General features: G+C 71.2%; 25 protein-coding genes and 1 pseudogene. 6 read left to right on the top strand and 20 right to left on the bottom strand.

What is annotated here, in order from left to right; translation table 11 throughout:
* Positions 1-187: 187 nt before the first annotated feature.
* Both OG332_RS42995 and OG332_RS42990 read left to right on the top strand, forming a co-directional pair.
* Positions 188-1,063, top strand: coding sequence for a universal stress protein (locus OG332_RS42995; RefSeq protein WP_327418532.1), 876 nt, complete (start codon positions 188-190; stop codon positions 1,061-1,063).
* A 27-nt stretch (positions 1,064-1,090) separates the two neighbouring features.
* Positions 1,091-2,080 (top strand): Acg family FMN-binding oxidoreductase, encoded by a 990-nt coding sequence (locus OG332_RS42990; protein WP_327418531.1) that lies wholly within the window; start codon positions 1,091-1,093, stop codon positions 2,078-2,080.
* A 73-nt stretch (positions 2,081-2,153) separates the two neighbouring features.
* Here the strand turns inward: OG332_RS42990 and OG332_RS42985 are convergent, their stop codons facing one another.
* The 10 genes from OG332_RS42985 to OG332_RS42940 all read right to left on the bottom strand — a co-directional run bounded on the left by OG332_RS42985 (position 2,154) and on the right by OG332_RS42940 (position 11,918).
* Positions 2,154-3,629 carry a bifunctional aminoglycoside phosphotransferase/ATP-binding protein gene (locus tag OG332_RS42985; protein WP_327419544.1) on the bottom strand — a complete coding sequence of 492 codons (1,476 nt, stop codon included), beginning with the start codon at positions 3,627-3,629 and terminating at the stop codon, positions 2,154-2,156.
* A 103-nt stretch (positions 3,630-3,732) separates the two neighbouring features.
* Positions 3,733-4,608 carry a universal stress protein gene (locus OG332_RS42980; protein WP_327418530.1) on the bottom strand — a complete coding sequence of 292 codons (876 nt, stop codon included), beginning with the start codon at positions 4,606-4,608 and terminating at the stop codon, positions 3,733-3,735.
* A gap of 379 nt (positions 4,609-4,987) precedes the next feature.
* On the bottom strand, positions 4,988-6,352 hold the full coding sequence (locus OG332_RS42975) for a Ni/Fe hydrogenase subunit alpha (RefSeq protein ID WP_327418529.1): 1,365 nt from the start codon (positions 6,350-6,352) through the stop codon (positions 4,988-4,990).
* The gene (locus tag OG332_RS42970; protein WP_327418528.1) at positions 6,349-7,167 is read right to left on the bottom strand and encodes an oxidoreductase; all 819 of its coding nucleotides are present in this window, start codon (positions 7,165-7,167) and stop codon (positions 6,349-6,351) included. Before OG332_RS42970 ends, OG332_RS42975 begins: the two co-directional genes overlap by 4 nt.
* 1 nt (position 7,168) lies before the next feature.
* Positions 7,169-7,975: an FAD/NAD(P)-binding protein gene (locus OG332_RS42965; protein ID WP_327418527.1), complete on the bottom strand. Its 807-nt coding sequence runs from the start codon at positions 7,973-7,975 to the stop codon at positions 7,169-7,171.
* Positions 7,972-8,457: a cyclic nucleotide-binding domain-containing protein gene (locus OG332_RS42960; RefSeq protein WP_327418526.1), complete on the bottom strand. Its 486-nt coding sequence runs from the start codon at positions 8,455-8,457 to the stop codon at positions 7,972-7,974. The genes OG332_RS42965 and OG332_RS42960 overlap by 4 nt, the downstream gene beginning before the upstream one ends.
* Entirely contained in the window at positions 8,454-9,623 is a 1,170-nt protein-coding gene (locus OG332_RS42955; RefSeq protein WP_327418525.1) for a 4Fe-4S dicluster domain-containing protein, read from the bottom strand. Before OG332_RS42955 ends, OG332_RS42960 begins: the two co-directional genes overlap by 4 nt.
* Before the next feature lie 42 nt (positions 9,624-9,665).
* A complete protein-coding gene (locus OG332_RS42950) occupies positions 9,666-10,202 on the bottom strand; it encodes a hydrogenase maturation protease (protein WP_327418524.1) in 537 nt (178 codons plus the stop codon).
* Between the two features lie 242 nt (positions 10,203-10,444).
* Positions 10,445-11,338, bottom strand: coding sequence for a potassium channel family protein (locus OG332_RS42945; RefSeq protein WP_327418523.1), 894 nt, complete (start codon positions 11,336-11,338; stop codon positions 10,445-10,447).
* A gap of 100 nt (positions 11,339-11,438) precedes the next feature.
* Positions 11,439-11,918, bottom strand: a complete 480-nt coding sequence (locus OG332_RS42940; RefSeq protein ID WP_327418522.1) for a pyridoxamine 5'-phosphate oxidase family protein — start codon at positions 11,916-11,918, stop codon at positions 11,439-11,441.
* A 180-nt stretch (positions 11,919-12,098) separates the two neighbouring features.
* On the opposite strand from OG332_RS42940, the gene OG332_RS42935 reads away from it, so the two are divergent.
* Entirely contained in the window at positions 12,099-12,563 is a 465-nt protein-coding gene (locus tag OG332_RS42935) for a Crp/Fnr family transcriptional regulator (RefSeq protein WP_079403917.1), read from the top strand.
* 45 nt (positions 12,564-12,608) lie between these two features.
* Positions 12,609-13,253 carry a CBS domain-containing protein gene (locus OG332_RS42930; protein WP_327418521.1) on the top strand — a complete coding sequence of 215 codons (645 nt, stop codon included), beginning with the start codon at positions 12,609-12,611 and terminating at the stop codon, positions 13,251-13,253.
* Positions 13,254-13,383: 130 nt separating this feature from the next.
* Here the strand turns inward: OG332_RS42930 and OG332_RS42925 are convergent, their stop codons facing one another.
* Entirely contained in the window at positions 13,384-13,581 is a 198-nt protein-coding gene (locus tag OG332_RS42925; RefSeq protein WP_327418520.1) for a hypothetical protein, read from the bottom strand.
* A 53-nt stretch (positions 13,582-13,634) separates the two neighbouring features.
* On the opposite strand from OG332_RS42925, the gene OG332_RS42920 reads away from it, so the two are divergent.
* Entirely contained in the window at positions 13,635-13,898 is a 264-nt protein-coding gene (locus OG332_RS42920) for a TetR/AcrR family transcriptional regulator (protein WP_327419543.1), read from the top strand.
* Between the two features lie 90 nt (positions 13,899-13,988).
* A complete protein-coding gene (locus OG332_RS42915; RefSeq protein ID WP_327418519.1) occupies positions 13,989-14,699 on the top strand; it encodes a response regulator transcription factor in 711 nt (236 codons plus the stop codon).
* A 17-nt stretch (positions 14,700-14,716) separates the two neighbouring features.
* Here the strand turns inward: OG332_RS42915 and OG332_RS42910 are convergent, their stop codons facing one another.
* The 9 genes and pseudogenes from OG332_RS42910 to OG332_RS42870 all read right to left on the bottom strand — a co-directional run bounded on the left by OG332_RS42910 (position 14,717) and on the right by OG332_RS42870 (position 25,577).
* The gene (locus tag OG332_RS42910) at positions 14,717-16,465 is read right to left on the bottom strand and encodes a sensor histidine kinase (RefSeq protein WP_327418518.1); all 1,749 of its coding nucleotides are present in this window, start codon (positions 16,463-16,465) and stop codon (positions 14,717-14,719) included.
* Positions 16,466-16,570: 105 nt separating this feature from the next.
* Positions 16,571-16,783, bottom strand: a pseudogene (locus tag OG332_RS42905) (DUF1918 domain-containing protein); the annotation flags it as partial.
* Positions 16,784-16,788: 5 nt separating this feature from the next.
* Positions 16,789-19,371: a cation-translocating P-type ATPase gene (locus OG332_RS42900; RefSeq protein ID WP_327418516.1), complete on the bottom strand. Its 2,583-nt coding sequence runs from the start codon at positions 19,369-19,371 to the stop codon at positions 16,789-16,791.
* A gap of 6 nt (positions 19,372-19,377) precedes the next feature.
* On the bottom strand, positions 19,378-20,235 hold the full coding sequence (locus tag OG332_RS42895) for a universal stress protein (RefSeq protein WP_327418515.1): 858 nt from the start codon (positions 20,233-20,235) through the stop codon (positions 19,378-19,380).
* Positions 20,235-21,137, bottom strand: a complete 903-nt coding sequence (locus OG332_RS42890; protein ID WP_327418514.1) for a universal stress protein — start codon at positions 21,135-21,137, stop codon at positions 20,235-20,237. The genes OG332_RS42895 and OG332_RS42890 overlap by 1 nt, the downstream gene beginning before the upstream one ends.
* Before the next feature lie 250 nt (positions 21,138-21,387).
* Positions 21,388-21,687, bottom strand: a complete 300-nt coding sequence (locus tag OG332_RS42885) for a DUF1876 domain-containing protein (protein WP_327418513.1) — start codon at positions 21,685-21,687, stop codon at positions 21,388-21,390.
* A 21-nt stretch (positions 21,688-21,708) separates the two neighbouring features.
* The gene (locus OG332_RS42880; RefSeq protein WP_327418512.1) at positions 21,709-24,390 is read right to left on the bottom strand and encodes a cation-translocating P-type ATPase; all 2,682 of its coding nucleotides are present in this window, start codon (positions 24,388-24,390) and stop codon (positions 21,709-21,711) included.
* Positions 24,383-24,976, bottom strand: coding sequence for an Rv1733c family protein (locus tag OG332_RS42875; protein ID WP_327418511.1), 594 nt, complete (start codon positions 24,974-24,976; stop codon positions 24,383-24,385). Before OG332_RS42875 ends, OG332_RS42880 begins: the two co-directional genes overlap by 8 nt.
* 97 nt (positions 24,977-25,073) lie before the next feature.
* The gene (locus tag OG332_RS42870) at positions 25,074-25,577 is read right to left on the bottom strand and encodes a flavodoxin domain-containing protein (protein ID WP_327418510.1); all 504 of its coding nucleotides are present in this window, start codon (positions 25,575-25,577) and stop codon (positions 25,074-25,076) included.
* Positions 25,578-25,608 lie beyond the last annotated feature (31 nt).

The following is a 25,608-nucleotide window of genomic DNA, read 5'->3' as shown; positions in this document are numbered from 1 at the left end:
CACCGCGCTCGTCGACGCGAGATCATGGGGGCGTGGCTCCTCCGCGCCCTGGGAGCAGCCCGATCCACCGCACCAGACGGGGCCGGTCGGTCCCGCGAGGGGCCGACCGGCCCCTCAACAGGAGACCGTCGGGCAGTCAGGCTTGAGTGAGCGGGAGAAGCGCCGCCCCAAGAAGGAGATGGAGACCATGGCGAACCGAGTGACCGTCGGCCTCGACGGGTCCCCGGAAAGTACGGCGGCTGCCCGCTGGGCAGCCCATGAAGCCGAGCTCCGCGGTGCCTCCCTGGACCTGGTCCACGCAGAGGAATGGCTGGAGAATCCCCCCCTTCCCGTCACGACCACCGAGGAACGTCGGCAGTGGGCCGAGGCCGTCCTCCGCGACACCGCCGAAGACGTGCGCCGCGGGCACCCGTCGTTGAAGGTCGACACCCGCCGAGTGGGCGGGCTGCCCTCACTGGCGCTCACTCACGCCGCCGAGGATGCCGACATGCTCGTACTCGGCTCGCGCGCGCTCGGCAGCGTCGCCGGGTTCCTCGTCGGATCCACCGGCTTCGCCACCGTCGCCGAGGCCGAGCGCCCCGTCGTACTGGTCCGGTCGGTGGACCGCGCGGGCAATCCGCCGGACGGTGCCCGCGACATCGGGCCCATCGTGGTCGGCGTGGACATCCACCAGCCCTGTGACAAGCTGCTCGCCTTCGCCTTCGAGGAGGCGTCCCACCGCCACTGCCCGCTCGTGATCATCCACGGCTGGTCGCCACCGCCCATCCTCAGCTACGCACCCGCTCTCGACCCGGGGGTCCAGCGGGAAATGGCCCACGGCATCGTCACCACGCTGGACGAGATGATCAGCCCCTGGCACGAGAAGTACCCTTCGCTGCAGGTCGACTCCCGGGCCACCATCGGCCAGCCGGCGATTCAGATCCTCGACGCGGCCTCCACCGCCGCCCTCGTCGTCGTCGGCCGCCGCATCCGCCACTCCGCATTCGGCACTCACATCGGCCCCATCACCCACGCCGTGATGCACCACGCGGTGTCGCCGGTCGCCGTCATCGCCCACGAGTGAGGCCCACCGCACAGGCAGGAAAGTCTCATGACCGCATCGCTTCCGAACCCGGCAGAGATTGTTCCGCTCATCGAGGACGCCGTCACGGCTCCGTCCATGCACAACGCCCAGCCATGGAAGTTCCTCTACCGACCGCCCTCCGGGCTCATCGAGCTGTACGGCGACCCGGGCCGTGCCATGCCCCATGCCGACCCGGACCACCGTGCCCTCCACTTGGGCTGCGCCGCCGCCCTGTTCAACCTCCGCGTCTCCGCAGCCGCGGCAGGCTGGGGCACAGACGTACGGTTGCTGCCCGACCCGGACGATCCGTGGCTGCTGGCCGCTGCCGACCTCCGGGAATCCGGGCCCACGGACAGGGATCTTGGAAATCTCCACCCAGCCGTACGGCGACGTCACACCAGCCGATTTCCTTTCGCGGAGGACGAGATCCCTCCGGCACTGTTGGACGGTCTGCGAGCCGCCGCCCTTCTCGAAGGATGCCGCCTGGCCGTACCGGACGCTTGGCACACCGACACCGTACTGGGCCTGGTACGCGACTCAGAGCATCGCGAGGAGATGGATCCCGCGATGACGGCGGAGACGATGGCGTGGACACGTGCAGGCACGCCAGAAGGCCAGACCCGTCCTGACGGAATTCCCGTGGACGCCTTCGGTCCGAAGCACGCGGGTCGCGGTGGGGTCGTTCGCGACTTCGGTCGCTCCCGGCGCGTTCCGGGGCGCGGGTGGGCCACCTTCGAGCAGAACCCTCACATCGTGCTGCTGGGTACTTCGGGTGACGGGCCCGAGGACTGGCTACGAGCAGGACAGGCCCTGCAGCGGATTCTCCTTCAAGCCACCGCCGACGGGCTGGTCACGTCCATGACTTCGCAGCCTCTCGAATGGCCCGCGCTCCGCTGGACGGTGCGCGATCCGGGCTCGGCGATGACCCATGTCCAGATGGTGATCAGGATCGGCTACGGACCGCAAGGTCCCGCGACGCCCAGGCGCCCCGTGTCCGAGGTACTGGACATCCGATGAAACCCGAGATCAAGCTGTCGCCAGGACCTTCGTCGCGGCGAGCGCGCCGCCGCACGCGGCGTCGCCATTCGCCTTAATCCGGCTCCATGTAAGGGCGGCGGAAGACCGGGGCCTGGCCGGAGCCGTACGGGCGTACGGCCGCCATCGCCTGGATGACCGCGGCCTCCAAAGGGCCGCCGGTGTCGATGGGGACGGCCTCGTCCCACGGCGGCTCCGTGGCTGCCATGGCCCTAACCACATCAGGGGTGGCATCGGATGCCCCGGGTGCGCGGGTGCTCAGACGCGCTGCCGACACCTCGCCCGGAACCTGGCAGTGCAGGGCCACCAGGTCGGCGCTGGTGCGTTCGGCCACGCGAAGGGCGGCCTCGCGTTGTTCGGCGTCGGACCAGGTGGCGTCGAGGACGACGGACTCGCCACGTGACAGCAGCGCGGACGCCCGGTCGAGCAGGGCCGCGTACGTCCTCGCGGTCCACTCGGGCGTGTACAGCCCTTCGCCGTAGCCGGCGGCCGCGGATTCCTCCACCGGGATGCCGGCCAGCTCCTTGCGCAGGCGGTCGCTGCTGAGCAGCGTGACGCCCAGACGATCGGCGAGCGCACCGGAGAGCGTGGACTTCCCGCTGCCCGGGAGGCCGCCGACGAGGGTCAGGCCGACGGCGGAGGTGCGCAGGTGGCGCAGCGTCGTGGTGACCAGTCGCCGCGCTGCCGCCTCCGCGCCGCGGGCGCCTTGAGCTGCCTGGATCAGGGACACCTTGGCCCGGACGAACGCGCGGTAGGCGACGTAGTGGTGCCACAGGGACGGCGGTGCGGGGTCGCCGGAGTACTCGCCGTACCGGGCGAGGAAGAGCGCCGCGGCCTCGGGGGCACCCGTCTGCTCCAGGTCCATGGCAAGGAAGGCCGCGTCGTCGAGACCGTCGACGTAGCGGAGGCGGTCGTCGAACTCCAGGCAGTCCAGGACGCGGGGGCCGTCGTCGAGGCAGAAGATGTCCTGGGCGAGCAGGTCGCCGTGGCCGTCGACCACCCGCCCCTGCTCGATACGGGCGTCGAACAGTGTCTCGCGGCCTGCGAGATAGCGACGCACCAGGCGCTTCACCTCCTCCACCCCGTCGAGCAGCCCGCCGTCTTCGGTCAATCCCCTGACCTGCGTGAAGCTCGCTTCCCAGCGTGCGGACAGCGCGTCCCGCCTGCCCTGCTCGTCGATGTCCGGGCCGCGGGGCGCGTCAGCGTGACAGGACGCGAGCAGGCGCGCGACGGACCGCAGGACGTCGTCGACGTCGGCGCCTTCACTCACGAGCCGGGACAGCCGGCGTTCCGCCGGCATGCGACGCATCACCACGAGAGGTTCGGGCGTGTCCGCGTCCGGTCCGCGAAACTCGCCCAGCCCCAGGTAGACGTCAGGAGCGAAGCGACGGTTGAGGGCGATTTCCCGTTCGCAGACGATCCGCCGGGCCGCCGTGGTCGTGTAGTCGAGAAACCCCAGGTCGACCGGCTTCTTCAGCTTGTAGGCGCGGTCACCGACGAAGAACAGGACCGCGGTGTGCGTCTCGCACACCTCTGCGCGCGGGAGCGGCGGAGCATCGAGGCCGGTGCCGGTCCGGAGCGCGGACGCGTCGGTGCGGTGCGCCGGCACCGACGGCTCCTCGCTGTGGCTCGGCTCAGTCATGGGGAATGACGGCGACGGGGCAGCGCGCGTGATGGATCGCGGCGGTGGCCACGGAACCCAATGGGGGTGCCAGGGCGGGACGATGCCTGCGTCGGCCGACGACCAGTAGCCCTGCGCCCTTGGCGGCCCGCACCACGGCTTTGGTGGGGCTTTCAAGACCGACGCTGTCGGCCACCTCGACGCTCGGGAACTTCTCGCGCCAGGGGCGGAGGGCGTCGCTCAGGAGCTTCCGCGCGTCCTTCGTGATCTTCTCGGTCACGTCGTGGTCCACGCCCCAGGGAGCGTGAGCGTGCACCGGCAGGGTTCGGCCGTGGACGGCCCGCAGGGGCATGCCCCGGGCCGCGGCGGCGGCGAAGGAGAACGCGAGCAGGTCGTCGCACGGACCGTGCAGCTTAAGTGCCACCACCACGCCGCCCGAAGCGCCCGGAGCGGACGGCGGACCCTCTTCGCTCGTCCCGGCCCGCACCAGGACCACCGGCCGCTGGGCCCGTGCGACGACGGGCATGCTGATGTCGCCCAGGAAGTAGCTCTCGACGGGCTCCAGTCCCCGCGAACCGAGCACGGTCATCTCGGACTCCGCCGACGCTTTCAGCAGCGCCTCCTGAGCATCCTCGGCGACCAGGTTGCCGACGATGGTCAGGCCCGGGTGGCGCGCTTGGAGCTCTGCCTTCGCGTGGTGCACGATGCGCTTCGCCCAGTAGTTCTGATCCATCTCCGCGGGGAGGTGGGTCGGTTCCGGCGCCAGCAGGGGCCACGCGTGCAGCAGGCGCAGTGTGAGTTTGCGGCGGTCGGCTTCGTCAGCGGCCCAACGGGCGGCGGCGAGGCTCTCGGGTGAGCCGTCGAGGCCCACGGTAACGACTGGCTCCATGCCGGCTGCTCCGTCTGGTAGGTGGCTGGAAGGGCGGTGAGGTGTCCGATGTCCGGCCGGCCGGAGCCCTGTCGTCCCCGCGCTCGCGCCGGTAGCCGTCCAGCGACCGTAAGCGGTACTCGATGAAGCATCTGTGCCAACGCGCCGAGCACACGGCCGCATGTCATCCGAGGAGCACCTGAAGCCTGCCCGCGGCGCGCAGGAGCCAGAGGCGGGCCCGGCTGGTGAGGCACCTACGAGGACGCGGACGCACGACGTGCACGGGACCGTGGCTGCCGGTCGGCTCCGACGCCGCCATCCGACGTAACGGCGCCTTGCGGACCGGCCACAGGCCCGGGCCGGAACGTCGTCCGGATCAGCCGGTCACGCCTGGGCGTGATCAGTGGGTGCGCTCGATGTCCAGTTCCAGGAAGTGGGCCGAACACGAGATGCACGGGTCGTGGTTGCGGACGGCCCGCTCGCACAGCCGGGTGAGCTCGGCCTCGGAGCCCTCACCCCGATCGAGGCCGGCTTGGACCAGCCGACGCAGGTCCTCCTCGATGGCGCCCTGGTTCTGGGCGGTCGGTGGCACGATGCGGGCGTCCGTGACACGCCCCCCGCCGTCGAACGCGTAGCGGTGGTAGAGCAAGCCGCGTGGCGCCTCCGTGGCACCGTGCCCGATACCGGCCCGGGCCGGGACCTCCACGTACGGGCCGGCCGGACGCTCGTACTCAGCGATGATCCGCAGGGCCTCCTCCACCGCGTACAGGACTTCCACCGCCCGGACGAGGATGCTTCGGTACGGGTTCCTGCAGGCCTTTCCCCGCCCGGCACCTGCGCGCGACGGGGGGTCGCCCAGCCCCGCCTCCCGTGCCGCTTCCAGGGCCAGTGCGGACAGCAGGTGGCCGCTGACCGCCCAGCGGGCGAGGGAACCGGTGAGATGCCTTCGGCCGTCCAACCGGGAGTGGAGCGCTGTGGAGTGGGAGACCTGCTCCTCGGTCACGTGGTCGGTGAAGTCCCGCAGGGGGAAGCCGTACGGCGGGAGCGTCGCGTCGTACGGGAGCACGGTGGGGACTCCGGACTCGATGGCGTAGGTGCCGGTCTCGGCGAGGGCGAGCAGGTCGGCGTTGCACTCGGCGTCCGGGAATTCGAAGCCGGCGACCCAGCGCACCGTGTCCCAGGCGTCGTCGAGGGCGGTGCGCAGCCGTTCTTCCAGGGGGCGGAGTTCGGCGCGGGTCGGGGCCCGGTGGAATCCGCCGATCCTGACGTTGACGGGGTGGATGGCCCGGCCCCCGAGCAGTTCGACCACGGCGTTGCCGGTCTGCTTCAGGCGCAGTCCGCGCTTGACGTGCTCCGGATGGGATCGGGACAGGCCGATCACGTCGTCTTCGCCGAGGAAGTCCGGTGCGTGCAGCATGTGGATGTGCAGCGTCTGGCTCTCGATCCATTCGCCGCAGTACAGCAGGCGGCGAAGGGCGGCCAGTTGTCCGTCGACGACAACGCCGCACGCGTCCTCGATGGCGCGGCAGGCACTCATCTGGTAGGCGACGGGACAGATCCCGCAGATGCGGGAGGTGAGGTCGGGTGGCTCCGGGTGGGCTCTGCCCCGGAGGAAGGCTTCGAAGAACCGCGGCGGCTCGTAAATCTTGAGCCGCGCTTCGGTGACCGTGCCGTCATGGATCCTCAGGTGCAGCGCGGTCTCGCCCTCGACACGGGCGAGTGAGGGGATGCGCAGCTCCTGGTATCGGGGGGTGGGATCGCTCATCCCGGTCCTTCCGCGTCGGTCACGCCGGGCTGTCCTTGCTCCTCCAGGGCGGTGAAGGCGGTCACGTTGAAGGTGTGCAGGAACCTGCCGATGTCCTCCTCGCTCATCCCGTCACGCTGCATGAGGGGGACCAGCGCGGGAAGGTTCGTGGTTCCGGCCGGCCCGAAGCAGCCGTAGCAGCCGCGCCCGTACGTCGGGCACAGGGCCCCGCAGCCCGCGTGGGTGACGGGGCCGAGGCAGGGTGTGCCGTGGGCGACGGTGACGCAGACGTTGCCGCGCCGTTTGCAGGCGAAGCAGACGCTGTGGTTCGGGATGGCGGGCTTGCGTCCGGCGAGGAACGCGGTGATGACCTCGACGAGCTGACCGCGGTCGATGGGACAGCCGCGCAGTTCGAAGTCGACGGGGACGTGGGCCGAGACCGGCGTGGAGGTCGCGAGGGTCTCGATGTAGTCGGGGCGGGCGTAGACGGTCGCCAGGTATCCCTCGACATCGGCGTAGTTGCGCAGCGCCTGCACGCCGCCCGCCGTGGCGCAGGCACCGATGGTGACGAGGTGGCGGGCATCCGCGCGGATGCGCCGGATGCGCTCCACGTGCTCGGGTGTGCTGACCGACCCTTCGACGAGCACGAGGTCGTACGGGCCGGGCGCGGCTTCGCTGGACGCCTCCAGGAAGTGGGCGATCTCCAGTTCGGCGGCGATGCCGAGCAGTTCGTCCTCGCAGTCGAGGAGGGTGAGCTGGCAGCCGTCACAGGAGGCGAACTTGAACACGCCGAGGCGGGGGCGGGCAGGGGGCTGGGGTGTGGTGGGGGTGCTCATCTCACAGTTCCCGGACGGTGAGCAGGGGCTCGGCCTGGTCGTAGCCGACGACCGGGCCGTCGCGGCAGAGCAGCAGGGGTCCGAGCTGGCAGTGGCCGCAGTGGCCGGTGGCACAGCGCATGTTGCGTTCGAGGGAGACCCGGATGCGGTCGGGACGTACCCCTTGGTGGATCAGCGCGCGTGCGGTCGCGCGCATCATCACCTCGGGACCGCAGACGAAGGCGACCGTGTCCGAAGGTGTGAACCGGGCCTCGCGGAGCAGCGTGGTGACGACGCCGACCCGGCCGGTCCAGCCGCCGGAAGGCCGGTCGACCGTGACGGCGCCGAACGGCTTTCCCCAGGCGGGGAACTCGTCCCCGTACAGCAGATCGTCGGGGGTCCGGGCGCCCGCGAGGACGTTCAGCCGCCCGAACGCCTGCGGCTCGGCCAGAACGGCGTCGACGAGGGGACGGAGCGGAGCGAGCCCGATCCCTCCGGCAATGACGAGCAGGTCGTTGCCGTGAGCGGCGGCCGAGTCCCAGGCGGTGCCGAAGGGGCCGCGCACGCCGACCCACCCGCCGGTCCGCAGGCCGCACAATGCGCGCGAGACGGCACCCACGGCGCGGACCGTGTGCGTCAGCCGGTGCCCGTCCGCGAGCCGGGACACGGACACCGGGATCTCGCCGACACCGAACGCGTACAGCATCGCGAACTGGCCGGGTGCGAAGGGCTTCAGGGCTTCCGAGGCAGGCTCCAGTACGAGCGTGACCGTGTCGTGCGTCTCGTCGCGGCGGTCCACCACGCGGTAGGAGAGGGGCGTGAGCGTCATGGCACCGGCCCGATCCCCTGCGGTCCCGGCGGTCCGTACAGGTCGAGCAGCCGGGTGCGGGTGGCTCGAAGCCGGTCGCCGATGGTCTCGGCGACGGCGGTTACCAGGGACAGACCCAGCGCCGTGTCCTCGGCGCACAGGTCCTGGACGGCGGCGGCATCGAATTCCCAGGCGCGGACGGCGTCCCGGGTCTCGGCCGCGAGGTGCCACTGCCGGGGTGGGCACAGCCATGACCAGCCGAGCAGGCTGCCCGCGCCGATGGTCTCGACGACCACGCGCCCCCGGCCGGGCACGTGGACGTCGAGCGCGACCGTGCCGGAGCGGATGATCCAGAAGCGGTCTGCCTTCTCCCCTTCCTCGAAGATCCGTGTGCCGCCCGGAAAGGCGACTTCACGGGCGAGGGCCATCAGCTTCCCGCGGTGCTCCGTCGTCAGAGCGGCGAACACCTGCTCGCCGGGAGGCCCAACCGGATGCGAGGTCACGGCGTGCTCTCCCGCTGCGTGGCCTCTTGGTGCAGGGCGTGGGCTTCCTCGGTGAGGTCGATGCCCGTGGGACACCAGACGATGCACCGGCCGCAGCCGACACAGCCGGAGCTGTCGAACTGGTCGTGCCAGGTACCCAGCTTGTGGGTGAGCCACTGGCGGTAGCGGCTGCGCGGGGTGGACCGGACCGGGCCGCCGTGGAGGAGCGAGAAGTCCAGGTCGTAGCAGGAGTCCCAGAGGCGCCAGCGCTCGGCGTGATCGCCGGTCAGGTCGGTGACGTCCTCCGTGGTGGTGCAGAAGCAGGTGGGGCAGACCATGGTGCAGTTGCCGCAGCTGAGGCACCGGGCGGTGACGTCGTCCCAGCGATCCGCCTCCAGGTTGTCCCGCATCAGCGTGCGCAGGTCCACCGGCGGCATGGAGCGGCCCATGCGTTCGGCGGCGGCGCTCACGGCCTGGGTCGCAGCCGCTCGGGTGGAGCCATCGGCGCTCCGGCCCGGTAGTTCCGCGAGGACCGCGGCTCCCTCCTCGCTCCCGCTCCGGCAGAGGAATCGGTGACCGGCATCGTCCACGACCTCGGTGAGCGCGAGGTCGTACCCGGCGTCGACGGCCGGCCCGCTCCCCATCGAGACGCAGAAGCAGGTGGCACCCGGCTCGGTGCACTCGGCCGCGATCAGGAAGGCACCCGTCCGCCGTGACAGGTAGGTGGGGTCCCGGTACCTGCCTCCGCTCATCACCCGGTCCAGAATCTGAATGGCACGCAGATCGCAGGGCCGCACTCCGAGGAACGCGTATGAAATGCTCTCCTGCTTCTCCTCGCGGACGACCGGCGCACCGTCTGGGCCGCGGTCCGCGGACCACTGGCGGACGCGCTCCGGATGCAGGAACGACTTCCACGACTGGGGTCCCGCGCTGTGTGCGAAGGCCGCCCCGTCCTCGCGGCGGTGGAGCCGGTACCGACCCGCCTCCAGCTCGACCCCCCACCCGTAGGGAAGCGCATCGGCGGAGTCCAGCTCGTCGAGGACGATCGCGCCGTCGCGCACGGTCGGGCCGATCACCGTGCGGCCGCGCGCCTTCAGGACACGCACGAGCGCGGCCAGACCGTCGCGGTCGAGAACCGCCTCGTCTGGGTGGTCGAGGACGGCTCCGGCATCCGAAGCGTCGGTCATGGTGCACCTCTCGGTCTCCACGTGCCTAGATCCGGCAGCATGTCAGACCAGCGGGCTCCCGGGTTCGAACCTGGTCCGGCGAGTCCGCTCGCCGTGCTCGCGGACGTCTTCCTCGATGCGTAGGGCCAGAAGCGGCAGAGCGGCCGCTACCGCCGGGGTGAGCCCGGTGCCCAGCGAGCGGTCCGCTCCCTCGACCGCGTACACGATGAGGCGGCCGGGGCCGCGCCCGAGACTGTCGGCGAGGCACAAGGCCTCGGCGAGCCCCAGCCCGTGGGTGCTCTGCCTGCCTGCGGCAGCGGGGTGCGGCATCTCTCCCGGGGCCACACTCCACCGGTGTGTTCGCCCGGGCTGCGCCGCAGGGGGGAAGCAGGCGTCGATGACGAGGGTGAGGGCCTTGTCTTCCCAAAGGGTGATCAGGCGGCCGGGTTCTCCGTCGCTCTGGGCGAGCTCAGTACCCAAGGGGAGAGGTCGCCGTGCTTCCCGTTCGCACAACAACGCGATGGTGGCCCACCCCACCCCGTCATCGCGCCGGAACTCGTTGCCGATCCCGATGACCACCGTGCCGGCGAGCGGCTTCATAGGTACCCGCTTCCCTCTTCGGGCGTCTCCAGGCGCAGCCTGCCCTACTCACGGGACGAGGTCCTGCACCACGGGGCCAAACGGCGCACGGCGCAGTTCGGAGTGCTGGACTGGGCCCTGCACCTGGCGTCTTCACCACGAGCACATCGCCGGTCCGGACCTCAACGGATTCTTCCGGGCAGCGCGGTGTCGACGCCCCGGCATCGGGCGGACGGGCGAGGTCGTCGTCCACGCCGGGAGACTCACGGCAGGACGTGGTCACCGGTGCCCGCCTGCCGTCCGTGATCGCGCGCAAACGCGTCGAGAGTCTGCCTGGGCGTGCCCTGGGTGCGCAGGAAGCGCTCGTCCAGGATGCTCGCGAGGTCTTCCAGGGCGGAACGCAACACCGCGGAGGCGAGCCGGACATCCCGGTGTCCGGCTTCCGAAGCCTCATCGGCGATGTCGAGGGCGTAGCCGATCTGGCGGGCGAGGGAGGTCCGGTCGTCGCCGTCGTGGAAGTAGTAGGACTCCGCGTACTGGAGGAAGTCGACCGCTGCGACGGACAGTGCCGTGGCCAGGCTGTCCAGCATGGCCGCCCCGGCCGGGGAGTCGATCTGTTCCTTCGAGGGATGGGTACGGGAGAGGTGGGAGAGCCGCAAGGCCAGCGCCCTGCGGCGGGCCAGAGCCGGATAGATGCCGAGGATCCAGGAGACCGTCGCGGTCAGCAGGGCGAACCCGACCAGCGCCTCCAGGGGCGCGAGGAGGCGCAACCACCCCTCGGCGGGTGCGACGTCGCCGAGGCCTAGGGTGGAGAGCGTGACCAGCGAGACGTACGTCGCGTCCAGCAGCCCCGCATGGTCGTCGGGCTCCAGCCCGCCCGCGTACACGAACGCCTCGGGCATGTGAGGCCAGTAGATCAGCGCCCAGCCCGCCGCCACGGTCAGGGCCCACAGGGCGACGACGGACACCATGCCAAGCGGGCCGGCCAGGCCGGCCGCCGTGCGCCGGGTGCCCAGGACGAGGGACAGCCGCCACAGTGTGGTCATGACCAGGCGGCTCAGCCCGCCGTGACGCGTCGGGTGCCACAGCGTGTGGAACACGTCCCGCAGGATCAGCAGGACCAGGGCCGCGCCCGTGACCGTCACCAGCCAATCCATCCGGCACCCCTTTTCCACCGCGTTGCGCCCAGGTTGGCGCACCCCGTCGCCGCTGATCGCAGGCCACGCCGTCGCCAGGTGTCAGAAGCAGGGCCGGGACTCACCCGGCGGCGGAAATCGGCCGAGGTTCCGGCCCCAGGCGAAACCCTGTGACGAGTTCGGCCCTGATACGCAGGACGCCGGCCATCGGCTGGTTCGTCCACGGGTCGAGCAGCGCCGCAAGCCGTTCGGCCTCGTTGCGGTTCTCGACGAGCTCGGCGTAGCCGATCACCACGACACTCCAGCCGAGATGCGTGTCGGGGTCGATGGCGTCGGCCTCGTAGGCGAGGACGATGCCGGGAGTGCCGGGGGTCGCCACCAGCGACGCGCGTGAAGCACCTTCGTCGAGCCGGATGACCACGTCCTCCCCCTCGACCACGTGGTTCAGCGGCCGGATGGCCGGCAACGCCTGGTGGGTGAAGACGATGCGGCCCAGGGACACGGTGCCGAGGAGCCGCAGCGCCTCAGAGCGGTCCAGCCGCTCCGTGGACCGCATCGGGACGGGGCCGTGGTCCGGCCTCCGGGCGGTTTCGTGATCCATCACACGGCCCTCCGCTCCGACTGCATCGTGTCGGCCTCGGCTTCACCCAGCGTCCTTGCCTCCTCGCGCGCCGTGCCAGGGCCGAACGGTCCCCTGTCCTGCGGAATCGGGGTCCGGTCGGCCCATGCCCAGCGCCTCTGGAGCCGCCCAGAATTGAATCGGAATCGACCGGAGGCCGCCATGAGGACCACTCCCCCTACGAAGATCGCCGGCGCGCTGCCGGCTGAGCACCGTTCCCGGCTGATGGACATCGCGCGGGAGGTCAACTTCCCCGAGAGCGCGCGCCTCTTCAACGAGGGCGGCCGGGCGGACAGGTTCTGGATCGTCCGAACCGGCATCGTCGCCCTGGACGTGCATGTGCCCGGCAGACAGCCGGCAGTGATCGAAAGGCTCGGACCGGGCGAACTCGTGGGGTGCTCGTGGATGCTGCAGCCCAGTGCCTGGAGACTGGGCGCGGTGGCCACGACGCCGGTGCGCACGTACGAATTCGACGCCGCCGCGGTGCGCACGATGATGGATACCGACCCTGCTTTCGGCTCCGCGATGGGCCACTGGGTCGCGCAGGTGCTCGCGCACCGGCTGCACGCCGCCCGTATCCGGCTGCTCGACCTCTATGCCCCGCACGGCAGTGGCAGCTATCTCTGACGGCCGGTGTCCCGCACCTGAACCCCCAGCAGTGAGGAGGGCGTCATGCCCGCGTCCCGGTACACCGTCAGCGACGTCATGACCCATACGGCCGTGGCCATCGGCCGTGAGGCTTCGTACAAGGAGATCGTCGAGCTGATGGACCAGTGGAAGGTCAGCGCCGTTCCCGTCCTGGAGGGCGAGGGGCGTGTCGTCGGGGTGGTCTCCGAGGCGGATCTTCTACCGAAGGAGGAGTTCCGGCAGGACGACCCCCGGCTTCCCGATCAGCTGGAAGAGGCTTCCAAGGCGGGGGGTGTGCTGGCCGAGGAGCTGATGTCGAGCCCGGCCGTGACCGTACACCCCGACGCCACGCTCGCCGAGGCTGCCCAGATCATGGCCCGCAAGCACGTGAAGCGCCTCCCCGTGGTGAACGGCGTGGGGATGCTGGAGGGGGTCGTGAGCCGGAGCGACCTGCTCAAGGTGTTCCTGCGCACCGACGAGGAGATCGAGGAGGAAATCCGCGACGCGGTTCTCGCCGAGCTCGCTCCCCCGGTACGTCTACAGGCATCGGTGAAGGACGGCGTCGTCACCCTGCGCGGATCACTCCGTGACCGCGCCCTGGTGCCGCTGATGGCCCGCGCCATCCATGCCGTGGAAGGCGTGGTGGACGTGCGGATGGAATTGGAAGGGCAGCCCACCGGAGCCTCCTGAGGCCTCATGGCACCCCGGCCCCTGGGGCGTGGCTTTGTTCACGTTCAGCGGCAGCGTTTGTCTGCTGTTCGGGCAGCAGTTGCGGATCTTGCGGCCCTCGGATGTTCACGAGAAACGGCAAGGTGGATGATCAGTTGCTCGGCGCGGGCCCGTGCGCGGCGGCCGGGGCGAGGCGCGCGGCCCCCACGGCCAGGGGCGCGGCGACGGTGAGGGTGGTGCCACTCATCGCTGCGTGCGGCGGGTGAGGCGGGGCGGCGGCGAGGTGGAGCACATTGCCGATGGGGGCCCGGGGCGGGCTGTCGAGATTGACGGCGTGGCTGCGCAGCATCGAGACCAGGTGCCGGCCGACCGACGGGGCTTCGGCGGGGATGCCCCGGCAGCCTGCCCGACACCGAACGCAACCTGCGGGCCAGCCTCATCTCCACCCAGATCGTCGGCATGGTCATGAACCGCTACATCTGGCAGATCGGCACCATCGCCACCCTCCCCGCCCCCTCCGTCACCGACCTCATCGCCCCCACCATCCAGCACTACCTCGCCGACCCCCTGCCCCCGAGCCTCAGCGACGACAGTCGGAGCCCGGGCCGACCCGACCGCTCGAGCGAATCCCGCCAACCGTTCTCCGGCCCACCACCAAGCCGGTAAAGCCAAGGGCGCGCCCAGGGTGCATCCCCCCGCTCCACTGAGACAATCCGTACGAGACATACGCAGAGCGGATCGACTACAGGGGCGTACATGTCCGACGCACCGCCGGCCTCTGACGAGGCGCCCATCCGGGTCTTCCTCCTGGACGACCACGAGGTCGTACGCCGCGGCCTGTACGACCTGCTGAACGCCGAACCGGACATCGAGGTCGTCGGTGAGGCCTCCACCGCCGGGCAGGCGCTGGCCCGTGGGCCGGCGCTGCGCCCGGACGTCGCCGTGCTCGACGTCCGGCTTCCCGACGGCAACGGGATCACCGTGTGCCGTGAGCTGCGCTCGTGTATGCCGGAGCTCGCCTGCCTCATGCTCACCTCGTTCGATGACGAGGACGCTCTGCTCGACGCGATCATGGCCGGTGCGGCGGGCTACGTGCTCAAGCAGATCAAGGGATCCGACCTGGTCTCTGCCGTACGAACGGTGGCGACCGGGCAGTCGATGCTGGACCCGGCGACGACCGCTCGGCTGATGCACTCGCTGAGGGACCCGGAGACCGCCAAGGACTCGGAGGACGACCGGCTGGCCACGCTGTCCGAGCGGGAGCGTTCCGTGCTCGAACTGATCGGCGAGGGCCTCACGAACGCGCAGATCGCCAAGCGGCTGTACCTGTCGGAGAAGACGGTCAAGAACCACATCTCGCGGCTGCTGGGCAAGCTGGGGGTGGAGCGCCGGGTGCAGGCCGCTGTCATCGCCGCCCAGGTCCACGAACACGAGCACGGGCACGAGCACGGCAAGGGCCGGAGCTGAGTGCCGGCGGGGGATCCTCACCCGGAGGGTGGGAAGTCGCCCCCATCCAGCGGTACCCGCCATTCCAGTTTCGTGCCGCGACCGTTCGGCCCGTGCGCCGATACGGAGAGTTCGCCGCCCAGGCATTCGGCCCGCTCGGCGAGATTGCGAAGCCCGCTGCGACGGCCTCCCTCCGCCACTCCCACTCCGTCGTCGGTGACCAGTACGGTCAGTACGCCCTCGACGGCCGAGAGGGACACTTCTGCCCGGCCTGCCTGTGCGTGCCGGGCCACGTTGGTGAGCGCCTCGCCGATCACAGCGAGCGCCTCGTCCGCGGTCTCGGGGGGTACGTCGGTGTCGATCAGGCCCTCCATCCGCAAGGCCGGGGCGAAGCCGAGTGCCTGGGCGGCATCCTCCACGGCTCGGACGGCGCGGAGCCGCAGCTTCGGCGTCACCCCGGGTGCCTCGTGTTCGCGGAGTCCGAAGATCGTCGAGCGAATGATCTTGATGGTGGCGTCCAGGTCGTCGACCGCGCGGGCGAGCCGCTCCGAAGCCTCCGGATGCTCGACGAAGCGTTGGGCGCTCTGCAGGGTCATGCCGGTGGCGAAGAGCCGCTGGATGGCGAGGTCGTGCAGGTCGCGGGCGATGCGGTCGTGGTCCTCCAGCATGCTCATCTGCTCGGCGTCCCGGCGCCGGTCGGCGAGCTCCAGGGCCAGGGCGGCCTGGCCGGCGAAGCCGGGCAGGGCTGCGATCTCGGCGCGGGCGAACGCCGGGAGGCCGCGTCTGCGGGCCAGGATGAGGACACCGCTCAGCTTCTCCTTGGTGCCGACCGTGACGGCGACGGCCGGGCCGAAGCCCTTCCAGCGTTCCGGCTGCACCGTGATCCGGTCGTCGGTCCCGACATCGGCGACAGCGATCAGCCCGTCCTCCTCACCGAGGGCGGCTGCGGCCAGGGTTCCCGTACTGCTGGGCAGCACGATGCCGCGATGCGCCTCGGCGCCCTCACCCAGGGCCAGCGAGCCGCTCAGCTCCCCGCCCTGGCCCACGAGGTAGAAGACACCTATGTCGGCGCCCGTGATGTCGCGGGCCCGCTCCAGCATCCCCTCCAGTACCTCCGTCTCGGCCAGGCCGGACAGGAGAGCGCTGGTGAAGTCGGAGCTGGCGGCCAGCCAGCGCTCCCGCAGACGCACTTCCTCGTAGAGGCGGGCGTTCTCGATGGCGATCCCGGCTGCCACCGCCAACGTGGACAGGACCGCCTCGTCCTCCTCGTCGAAGTCGATGCCGCCGCGCTTCTCGGTCATGTAGAGGTTGCCGAACACGTCCTCGCGGACGCGGATGGGGACGCCGAGGAAGGAGTGCATCGGGGGGTGGTGGGCCGGGAACCCGTAGGAGGCGGAGTGATCGGACAACTCCGACAGCCGTAGGGTCTCGGGATGGCGGATGAGTTCGCCGAGGATGCCGTGGCCGGAGGGCAGGTCGCCGATCTCGGCCCGGAGGTCGTCGCTGATGCCGACGGGGAGGAACTGGGCGAGCTTCCGGTCGTCGCCGATGACGCCCAGGGCTCCGTACTCCGCGTCCACCAGGACGACGGCGGCTTCGACGATGCCCCTCAGGACCTGCGGAAGGTCGAGCTCCCGGCCGACGGACATCACGGCTTCAAGGAGCCCGTTGAGCCGGTCCCTGGTGCCGCGCACTTCGTCGATGCGGACCTGAAGCTCTTCGAGCAATTCGTCGAGCCGGAGCCGCGGCACCCTCGGACGCACGGCACCCTGATCGTCCGCGCCCATGCGGTACCTCCAAGCGACGCCCAGGGGAAGCCCTTCCTGCCTCTTCACCGTATCCCCGCCCCCGCCTTCCCGCGCAGGCTGAAGGCGTCAGCCGGAGCCGTCCGCGCCGAGATGCCGAACGTGTGCGTCCGGTCCGGGGAAGAAGAGGGTGGTCCTGCCGGTGTCCGACCAGCGGACGTCGTAGGGCGGGGTGCCGTCGTCGTGGCGCAGACCGACGACTTCGCCGTCGCGACCCGCTTGGCCCACCGAGGGCCCGCCCACCACGATCTCGTCGCCTACGCGGGCGTGGGGACCGTGCTCGGACGTGTGCGTCTTCATGATCATCAGCTCCTCCGGAAAGCGTGCCGTGCGAGTCGGGCTGCCGCGAAGCCGCTCATGAGGGCGGCTGATGCCAGGGCAAGGCCCGGCCATCCAAGGGGTTCGGTCTCCAGAACCGACTGGAGCGGCGGAAGGTAGAGCGCTGCTGCCCCGAGGAGCGCGGAGGCGAGGACGGACAGGGGCAGGAAGAGGTTCTCCCGGGTCAGCAAGCGGGTTCGCAGGCCCAGCACGACGCCGAGCTGCGCAGCGAGCAGGGACAGGAAGAGGACGCTCTGCCAGGGCAGGTCCCAGGCCCGTGCGACCGTCCCGGCGGTGAGGCAGGCGGCAGTGACGACCGCGGCGAGCACCACGAGGCGCTGCCAGGCGCCCGCGCCGAGGATGTGCTGGCCGGGCGGCCTCGGGGGCCTGTGCATCGCCTCCGGGTCCACCGGCTCGGCGCCCATGGCCACCCCGGTCAGACCGTGGGTCAGGAGGTTGATCCACAGGATCTGGCCCGCCCGGAGCGGGAGCGGAAGGCCGAGGAGGGGGCCGATCAGCATGACGAGGATCTCGGCGGCGCCGCCGGCCAGGCCGTAGACCAGGAAACGGCGGATGTTGTCGTAGACCCGCCGGCCCTCCTCAACGGCCGCGACCAGGGTCGACAGGTCGTCGTCGGTCAGCACGAGGTCGGCAGCCTGGCGGGCGACCTCGGTGCCCCGCTGCCCCATGGCCACCCCGATGTCGGCGCGGCGCAGGGCGGGACCGTCGTTGACACCGTCGCCGGTCATGGCGGTGACGGCTCCCCGGGCCCGCCAGGCATCGACGATCTCCAGCTTCTGCTGCGGATCCGTCCGGGCGAAGACCCGTGCGGCGGTGAGGTCGGCGACCCGGCCCGCCGCCAGATCGGGGCCGTTGACCACGGTCTCGTCGTCGGTGTCCGCGTCGGCCAGGCCCACGCGGACGGCGATCGCGCGTGCCGTCGCCGGGTGGTCTCCGGTGATCAGGACCGGGGTGATACCGGCCGCGTGGCAGGCGGCGAGCGTGGCCGCTGCCGCGGGCTTGGGCGGATCGCTGATGGCGACCAGGCCCAACAGCCTCAGTCCTGCCTCGGCCGTCTCCGCGCTGTCCGGCTGCTCGGCGTGTTCGGCGGACGCCACGGCGAGCACCCGGTATCCGCGGGAGGCCAGGATCGCCGCCTGCTGCCGGGCGCCGGCCACCAGGTCCGTGCGGTCGGCGAGAACGGCTGCGTCCAGCACCACCTCCGGGGCGCCCTTCAGGCACACCAGGGCACCTCCGGACGGCAGGCGGTGGACCGTCGTCATGCGCTTGCGTCCGCTGTCGAACGGGATCTCCCCCGTCCTGGGGTGGGTGCGCCTGAGAAGCTCCGGCTCGTCGCACCCGGCCTTGGCGGCGGCCGACAGGAGGGCGGCCTCCATGGGGTCGCCGACCGCGGTCCACCGGTCCTCGTCCGGGGGCTCTCCCTGGGGCGGCCGCAGGGAGGCGTCGTTGCAGAGCGACGCGGCCGTCAGCAGCTCCTGTACGGGGCCGAGCTCGGCCGCCGTCGGCTGCCTGCCCTCGACCAGGACGTCTCCCTGCGGTTCGTACCCCACTCCGAAGAAGTCGACCGCGGCCCGTGGCGTCCACACGTGCTGGACGACCATGCGGCCTTCGGTGAGGGTGCCGGTCTTGTCGGTGGCGAGGACGGTGACAGAGCCGAGGGTCTCCACGGCAGGGAGCCGGCGGATGAGGGCGTGCCGGGCCGCCATGCGCCGGGCTCCCAGTGCCAGCGCCAGGGTCACAACGGCCGGCAGGGATTCCGGAACCGCTGCGACGGCCAGGCTGATCGCCGTCACCGCCATGATCCCGAGCGGCAGGCCCTGTACGAGCCCGAGGCCGAAGACCACCAGGCACAGGGCCACGGTGACGACGGCCAGGATGCGCCCCAGCGAGGCGAGGCGGTGTTGCAGGGGTGTCGGCTGCCGCTTGGTGTCGAGGAGCGCGGCGATCCGGCCGAGCGCGCTGTCCGGGCCGGTGGCCCTCACCGTCGCCACACCCCGGCCTCGCACGACCACGGTTCCCGCACCCACCGTCGAATCGTCCTCCTTGTCCACGGGGACGGATTCCCCGGTGAGCATGGATTCGTCGATCATGAGGGCGGACGCCTCGGTGACATCGGCGTCCGCCGCCACGATGTCGCCCTCGGCGAGAAGCAGGACATCGCCGGGCACCACGACGGCGGCTGGGACCTCGCGCGGAGCGCCGTCCCGCAGGACCCGCGCCTTCGGTGCCGACATCGCGGAGAGAGCGGCCACGGCGTGGTCGGCACGGGTCTCCTGCACGACGCCCACGGTCGTGTTGACGACGATCACCACGGCGATGACCACCGCGTCGGCGTGGTCACCGATCGCGATCGTCAGCACCACCGCGCCCAGCAACACCATGATCAGCGGATCGCGCAGCTGGGCCAGCACCCTGGCGTACCAGGGTGTCGCTGGGGCGGGCGGGAGCTCGTTGCGGCCGTGGTCGGCCAGTCGGCGTTCCGCCTCGACGTCGGTGAGCCCGCCGAGCGTGCGGACAGGTACCTCCGCAGTGGCCGGGGTCATCGCCATGGCGGCCTACTCGGCCGGAACCGTGATCACCGGGCAGAACGCCCGGTGCAGCAGTCCGTGGACGACGGAACCCAGGCGCATGCCGGAGTAGCCTCCGCGTCCGCGGCGGCCCACCACCACGGCCAGGGCGTGCTCGGCGGCCTCCGCGAGCTCCTCCACCGGATGCCCGATCGGGATCTCGTGGGAGAGCTTCACATCGGGGTATTTCTGCGACCAGCCGGACGTGACCTCGGACAGCATCCGCCGCTGGGCCTGCAGTGCGACCTCCTCGTCGTGGAGCAGGAAGACCGGCGGCTGCCACACCGCGATGGCGCGCAGCGCGGCGCCGCGCAGGTCGGCTTCCTCGAAGGCCAGCGCGAGCGCCGCCTTCGAGGACTCGCTGCCGTCGATGCCCACGACCAGGTAGGGCCGCTGCTGGGTGATGTGCTCGGGGTTTCCGACCACGACGACCGGACAGTGCGCCTGGGCCGTGATCGGGACCACCGTGGAACCGGCGCTGAAGTACTCCGCGGTCCGGCTCAGGTGGCGGGATCCGAGCACGAGCATGCGGGCCCGGTGGGACAGGCGGCCTATGGCGGGGACGGGGAATCCTTCGATCAGATCGGTGGCCACGTCGGCCCCCGGGTGCCGTTCCCGCGCCCAGTCGGTACCGGCTGCCAGGGCTTCCGAGCCCGCCTGGCGCAGGGCCGTGGTGCGAGGGGTGTCGTCGACCTGCCGCGTGTGGTGCGGCGGAGGCACGGCCACGACGAGTCGGAGCCCGAGCCCACGGCGGTGAGCCTCGTCCGACGCCCAGGCAAGGGGCAGGTGCCAGTCCCTGGCCGGGTCGATGCCGACGACGATCTCGCGGCGTTCGGCGGGGGCCATCACGATTCATCTCCGTGCTTGTCCGTGTGGCGCGGGATGAGCAGCACGGGGCAGTGGGAGTGGTGGACGAGGCTGTGGGTGTGCCGCCCGAGGGTGGGTCCCAGGTACGCCGACGCCCGCCGCCCGCCCATGACCAGCAGGTCGGCGTGTCGGGAGGCCTCGACCAGGACACCGGCGACGGACACGCTCTTCTCGGCGTCCGCCCGCACGGTGAGGTCCGGGAACTCCTGGCGGATCTGCTCGGTCACCGCGGTCAGGTGCCGGACGTGCTCGTCGGCGATCTCCGAGACGTCGTCCATCATGGTCACCACGCTGCCGACGGACTGGAGCGCGTTCCACACGTGGAGCAGCCGCAGCTCGGCCTTGCGGAGCTCGGCCTCCCGCGCCGCGTGACGGACGCAGTCCAGGTCGTGCTCGTCACGGACCCCGGCGAGCACCGTCCCGCTCTCGGCGCGATGGTCCGTTCCCCTGACGACGATGACGGGCGTCTTCGCGCCGGCCGCGACCTTCAGGCCCACGGATCCGAGCATGAGCGAGTTGAATCCGCCCAGACCCCGGTTGCCGACCACGATGGTGCCGCGAAGGCCGGCCGCCCGGTGCAGGCTGGCCACGGGGTCGCCGCGACTGAATTCCGTGGTGGCGACCAGGCCGGGGTGCTGTTCCTGGACCGCGGCGGCGGTTTCGTCGAGCAGTTCGCGGCCGGCGCTGCGGACGCGCTCGATGGTCTCGACGGATACGTAGAGGGCCCGGCCGTCCGTATCGGCGCCGTACACGATGTGCAGCGGACGCCCGCGGCGTTCGGCCTCTCCCGCTGCCCAGAGCGCGGCCTGGCGGGCGGCATCGGAGCCGTCGACGCCGACGATGACGGAGCCGAGTTCCGAGCCGCTGACGGTGTTCTTCATGATTCCTCCTCGCCCCGGGCCACTGGGGGTCTGACCTCACGCTGGCACCAAGGACCTCGCCGGGCAGAGGGCCGCTCAGGACCTTCATGGGGGCCGAAGGTCCCTGTCGAGGACGGCGTGCAAGATCCCCTTCGAACGCGTTGGTCGGACCGGCGCTGGTCGCGACGCGTTCGGCGTCCCCGGCACACCCGATCACGCATCGTGGTGGACACCTCGGCCACTGCGCCGCCGGGCCGGGCGTCCTCCGTGTTCACGCTTCGGTGTCCAGCCACCCGGTGTACGGCTTGAGGGACTCCTGGAGGGACGGAGCGCCGGCAGCCTGCATGTCTCCGTAGGCGGCCCGCTTCATCTGGAGGGCCAGGTCCTCCATGGCGCGAGCGACCGCGAGTTCGTCGCCGATCTCCGGGACGTCGGTGTCCTGGGGTGCGCAGCGGGCGGCGCCGTGGCCCGTGAGCCTGTTCGTGCCCGTGTCGAGCTCCAGGCGGGCCTTCGTCATGTGGTCCTCCTCGAAGAGGTAGAGGCGGACCTTCCATTCAGCAGTGTGTGACATGGCGTGCCTCCGGTAAGCGTGTCAGCGCTTCGTGTGGTGGTGAGTGCGCCGGACCCAGCGCCGCAGTTCGTCGGTGCCCCAGACGAGGACGGGGAAGGTCGCGATGAGGGCGACGACGTCCAGCGGCAGGGCGGCGGTACCGAACAGGCCTTGCAGGGGCGGCGCGTATACGAGGGCTGCCGTGAAGGCGAGCTCGAAGGCGATGCCGGCCAGGAGCAGGGGGTTGGTGAACAGGCCGATGTCGCGCAGGGCCGCATGGTCGGTGCGGGCGGCGAAGGCGGTGCCGACCTGGCAGGTGACGATGCCGGCGAACGTGGCCGTGGTTGCGGTGACGTAAGCGTGGTGCAAGGGGCTGCCCGTGCCGGTGGGATCGCCCGCGTGCCAGCCCGCGCGCCACAGTACGTAGAAGAACGCGCCCATGACCAGGACTGCGGAGACGGTACCGAGGTAGCCCCAGCTGCGGATGAGCATGTCTCGGGAGATGACTCCTTGCGAACTCGGGCGCGGCGGGCGGCTCATGGTGCCCGGCTCGGCTCGTTCGCGGCCGAGGGCGAGGGCGGGGAGGGTCTCGGTACCGAGGTCGATGGCGAGGATCTGCAGGACGGTCAGCGGGAGCGGGACCGTGCCGGCCGACAGCGCGAAGACCAGGAAGGGCACGACCTCGGGAGTGAGGTGGGCAAAGATGTAGACGATGAACTTGCGGACGTTGTCGTAGACGCGGCGGCCGGATTCGATCGCGGTGACGATGGTGGCGAAGTTGTCGTCGGTGAGCACCATGGTGGACGCCTCACGGGCCACGTCCGTGCCGGAGAGTCCCATCGCCACTCCGATGTGGGCCCGGTGCAGGGCGGGGGCGTCATTGACCCCGTCACCGGTCATGGCGACGACCTGCCCGTGTGCGCGCAGGGCGTCGGCCACCTTCAGCTTGGTCTCGGGCGAGGAGCGGGCGAAGACGACTTCGGCGTCCGCCGATGCGAGGAGCGCGTCGAGTTCGTGGTCGCCGATCGACTCGGACTGTGCGACCACCCGCAGACGAGGCAGGCCTATGCCGACTTCGCGGGCGACGGCCTCGGCGGTGGCGCCGTTGTCGCCGGTGACGATGTGCACGCGGAGTCCTGCCTCGTGGCAGCGCCGGACGGCGGCGGCGACTTCGGGACGTGGCGGGTCGTACAGGCCGACGAGCCCGAGCAGTCGGAGCCCGGTCTCCGCATCCTGGCGACGGGTCGGTACCTCGGCATCGGCCGGCAGTGTTCGGACGGCGACGGCCAGGACGCGCATGCCTTCGCGGGCGAGTTCCTCCGCCGCGGCGGCCGCGGACCCCGAACCGCCTTCCAGGGATTGCAGCACCGTCTCCGGCGCGCCCTTGACGATGACGCGCAGCCCGTGCACGCCATCGGCATGGACGACGGACATCAGACGCAGCCGGGGGTCGAAGCGGAACAGGGCTCGGCGCCCGGTGTCACGGCCGTCGAGGTCGACGGGAGCGGCGTGGGCAGCGGCACCTTCCACCAAAGCCATTTCCGTCGGGTCGCCGCGAAGTTCGCCTTCCTCGTCCCGGGTGACCGTCGTGCACAGGGCGCTGGTTCGCAGCAGCTCTCCGTCCCAGGGGCCGGGCTCCCTTCCGTGGTCCGGCGTCCACACGGCTTGGAGTCGCATGCGGTTCTGGGTGAGGGTTCCGGTCTTGTCGGTGCAGATGACGTTGGTGGAGCCGAGGGTCTCCACTGCGCTCAGCCGCTTGATCACCGCCCCTTGGCGGGCGAGGGCGCGCACGCCGACGGCAAGGGCGAGGGTGATGGTCGGCAGCAGCCCCTCGGGGACGTTGGCGACGAGGAGGCCGATCGCGAACATGAGGGTGTCCCGCGTCGGCAGGCCCACGGCGACACCGGCGGCCAGGAACACGCCGCCCATGGCGACCGCTACGGCGGCGATGAGCCAGGCGACCTTCTTGACCTGCTGTTCCAGGGGGCTGGGGTCGCGCCGGGTGCGCTGACTCAGTGCGGCGATGCGGCCGAGTTCCGTGTGGTCTCCAGTGGCGAACACGATCGCCTGGGCCTGGCCCCCGGTACAGACGGTGCCGCTGAACACGAGGTTGGGTTCCTGCAGCAGCGGTGCCCCGATGAGTCCCGGTCCGGCGATGCGTTCGGCGGGGGTCGACTCCCCCGTCAGCATCGACAGGTCGACCTCGATGCCTCCCTCGGTCAGCCGTGCGTCGGCGGGGACTTTGGCGCCCTCTTCGAGAACGATCAGTTCGCCCGGCACCAGTCCTCTTGCCTCCACCGCCGAGGGCCGGCCGTCGCGGATCACCAGGGCGTGCTCGGGCAGGTACTTCGCGAGAGTCTCCACCGCTTGTTCGGCCTGCCGTTCCTGGAGGAGCGCGAACGCCGCATTGACGAGAACCACGGCGATGATGGCCCACCCGAGCACGGGGATGCCTGCGACGAACGCCAGCGCGGCGGCCGCCCAGAGCAGCAGGGCCAGGGGGTGGACGAGCTGGCGGACCAGTTCACGGCCCAGGGAGGTACGGGCCTTGCGGCGGACCTCGTTGGGGCCGTAGACGGCAAGGCGGCGGGCTGCCTCGCGTGCGGAGAGTCCACTCGGCCCGGTGCCGAGCTCGCGCCTCAGCAGCGGCAACGGTTCGAGAGGGTCAGGGCTCGGGGACAGCCCGCCCGCCGGGGACGGGGGCCGGGTGGCTGCCTCAGTCATCGCCAGGTCCCTGCTCACGCCGCAGCCTGCCGGACCAGCGCGGCTCCACGGCATCCCACTCGTGCTCCCACTGGGCCAGGGTGCGGGTCTCGACGAGGAGCAGACGGAGGCGGACCACTGCCCCCGAGGCCAGGACGAGCAGGCCGAGGGCTCCGACTCCCGCCGCTGCGGCCGTGAAGGCGCGTTGCGCTTCGGACGAAGGCGCCTGCGCTTCCGTGCCCGCGTCATCGACCCAGATCGTGACCGTCCGGCCTGCCGGTGTGCCGAGCGGGACGGAGACCGTGTCGGAGTGCTGGTGGGCGGCCGGGTACTCCCAGACGGCTGGAGCAACCACCCGCGAGGTGCCGCCGGAGCGGTTGGAGACCGCGCGCTCCGCGGAGCCGACCGTCGTCGCCTCGATCTGGTGCCGGTGGCGGGCCGTTTCCCTGGCAGTCCGGCTTTCGGAGTCCCAGACGGCCGTCGTGACGACGCCGCCGCAGAACAGGGCGATCAGGAAGGACAGTACGAAGACGACGCTCCAGCGGCGCCGGGTCCGGTCGACCGGGCGACGCAGCTCGTTCGGGCGTCCGTCGAACAGTCGACGCACCCGGCCGGCTCTCGCCGGGCGCGATCGCGTGGGCCCGTCTCCGGGCGTGCCGGCCTCGGACATCGTGCACCTCCGCGCTCTGATTCTGCCCAGCCGCTCAGTGGGGAGCGGCGAGGTCGGCGCTGATGTGGTGAGCCCACGTCCGGATCCGCTCGGGATTGCGGAAGTCCCCTCCCTTGCCCGCGCGGACCATGGCCCGTGCGATGAACCCGGGCGTACTGGCGGTGATGCTGCCGCCGAAGGTGATGTGCTCGCGTGCGCCGAGGCGCTCCATCTCCCGGGCCACCGCCGCCACCGGCGCGATGTCGTGCTGCTCGGCGGAACTGTCGACGGGGCCACTGCTGAACAGGTAGACCGGGCGGTGCTGGAGGTAGTGCTCGTTGCGTTCGGCGCAGCGCTTGGCCTTGCCGCTCCAGTGCCCGGCGTACAGGGCGCCGCCGAGGACCACGGCGTCGTACCCGCGTACGTCGTCCACGTCGTCGGCGGGGACCACGACGGCGTCGAGGCCGTCCTCGCGCAGGGTCCTGCCGATCTCGGAAGCGATTCCGGCGGTCGCACCGTGCTTGGTGCCGTAGGCGACCAGGACGCGCTTGGAAGTCATGACGACTCTCCGTTGCTCTCTGTTGTGGTGC

It is taken from the genome of Streptomyces sp. NBC_01233, assembly GCF_035989305.1.
Lineage (GTDB): Bacteria > Actinomycetota > Actinomycetes > Streptomycetales > Streptomycetaceae > Streptomyces.
This window is presented reverse-complemented; position numbering and strand designations above follow the sequence as displayed.

What these genes read in the sequence shown, in the direction of transcription:
- OG332_RS42995 (WP_327418532.1), top strand. Translation starts at nt 188, where the DNA reads ATGGCGAACCGAGTGACCGTCGGCCTCGACGGGTCCCCGGAAAGTACG.
- OG332_RS42990 (WP_327418531.1), top strand. Translation starts at nt 1,091, where the DNA reads ATGACCGCATCGCTTCCGAACCCGGCAGAGATTGTTCCGCTCATCGAG.
- OG332_RS42980 (WP_327418530.1), bottom strand. Translation starts at nt 4,608, where the DNA reads ATGGAGCCAGTCGTTACCGTGGGCCTCGACGGCTCACCCGAGAGCCTC.
- OG332_RS42975 (WP_327418529.1), bottom strand. Translation starts at nt 6,352, where the DNA reads ATGAGCGATCCCACCCCCCGATACCAGGAGCTGCGCATCCCCTCACTC.
- OG332_RS42970 (WP_327418528.1), bottom strand. Translation starts at nt 7,167, where the DNA reads ATGAGCACCCCCACCACACCCCAGCCCCCTGCCCGCCCCCGCCTCGGC.
- OG332_RS42965 (WP_327418527.1), bottom strand. Translation starts at nt 7,975, where the DNA reads ATGACGCTCACGCCCCTCTCCTACCGCGTGGTGGACCGCCGCGACGAG.
- OG332_RS42955 (WP_327418525.1), bottom strand. Translation starts at nt 9,623, where the DNA reads ATGACCGACGCTTCGGATGCCGGAGCCGTCCTCGACCACCCAGACGAG.
- OG332_RS42950 (WP_327418524.1), bottom strand. Translation starts at nt 10,202, where the DNA reads ATGAAGCCGCTCGCCGGCACGGTGGTCATCGGGATCGGCAACGAGTTC.
- OG332_RS42945 (WP_327418523.1), bottom strand. Translation starts at nt 11,338, where the DNA reads ATGGATTGGCTGGTGACGGTCACGGGCGCGGCCCTGGTCCTGCTGATC.
- OG332_RS42940 (WP_327418522.1), bottom strand. Translation starts at nt 11,918, where the DNA reads ATGGATCACGAAACCGCCCGGAGGCCGGACCACGGCCCCGTCCCGATG.
- OG332_RS42935 (WP_079403917.1), top strand. Translation starts at nt 12,099, where the DNA reads ATGAGGACCACTCCCCCTACGAAGATCGCCGGCGCGCTGCCGGCTGAG.
- OG332_RS42930 (WP_327418521.1), top strand. Translation starts at nt 12,609, where the DNA reads ATGCCCGCGTCCCGGTACACCGTCAGCGACGTCATGACCCATACGGCC.
- OG332_RS42925 (WP_327418520.1), bottom strand. Translation starts at nt 13,581, where the DNA reads ATGCTGCGCAGCCACGCCGTCAATCTCGACAGCCCGCCCCGGGCCCCC.
- OG332_RS42915 (WP_327418519.1), top strand. Translation starts at nt 13,989, where the DNA reads ATGTCCGACGCACCGCCGGCCTCTGACGAGGCGCCCATCCGGGTCTTC.
- OG332_RS42910 (WP_327418518.1), bottom strand. Translation starts at nt 16,465, where the DNA reads ATGGGCGCGGACGATCAGGGTGCCGTGCGTCCGAGGGTGCCGCGGCTC.
- OG332_RS42900 (WP_327418516.1), bottom strand. Translation starts at nt 19,371, where the DNA reads ATGGCGATGACCCCGGCCACTGCGGAGGTACCTGTCCGCACGCTCGGC.
- OG332_RS42895 (WP_327418515.1), bottom strand. Translation starts at nt 20,235, where the DNA reads ATGGCCCCCGCCGAACGCCGCGAGATCGTCGTCGGCATCGACCCGGCC.
- OG332_RS42890 (WP_327418514.1), bottom strand. Translation starts at nt 21,137, where the DNA reads ATGAAGAACACCGTCAGCGGCTCGGAACTCGGCTCCGTCATCGTCGGC.
- OG332_RS42885 (WP_327418513.1), bottom strand. Translation starts at nt 21,687, where the DNA reads ATGTCACACACTGCTGAATGGAAGGTCCGCCTCTACCTCTTCGAGGAG.
- OG332_RS42880 (WP_327418512.1), bottom strand. Translation starts at nt 24,390, where the DNA reads ATGACTGAGGCAGCCACCCGGCCCCCGTCCCCGGCGGGCGGGCTGTCC.
- OG332_RS42870 (WP_327418510.1), bottom strand. Translation starts at nt 25,577, where the DNA reads ATGACTTCCAAGCGCGTCCTGGTCGCCTACGGCACCAAGCACGGTGCG.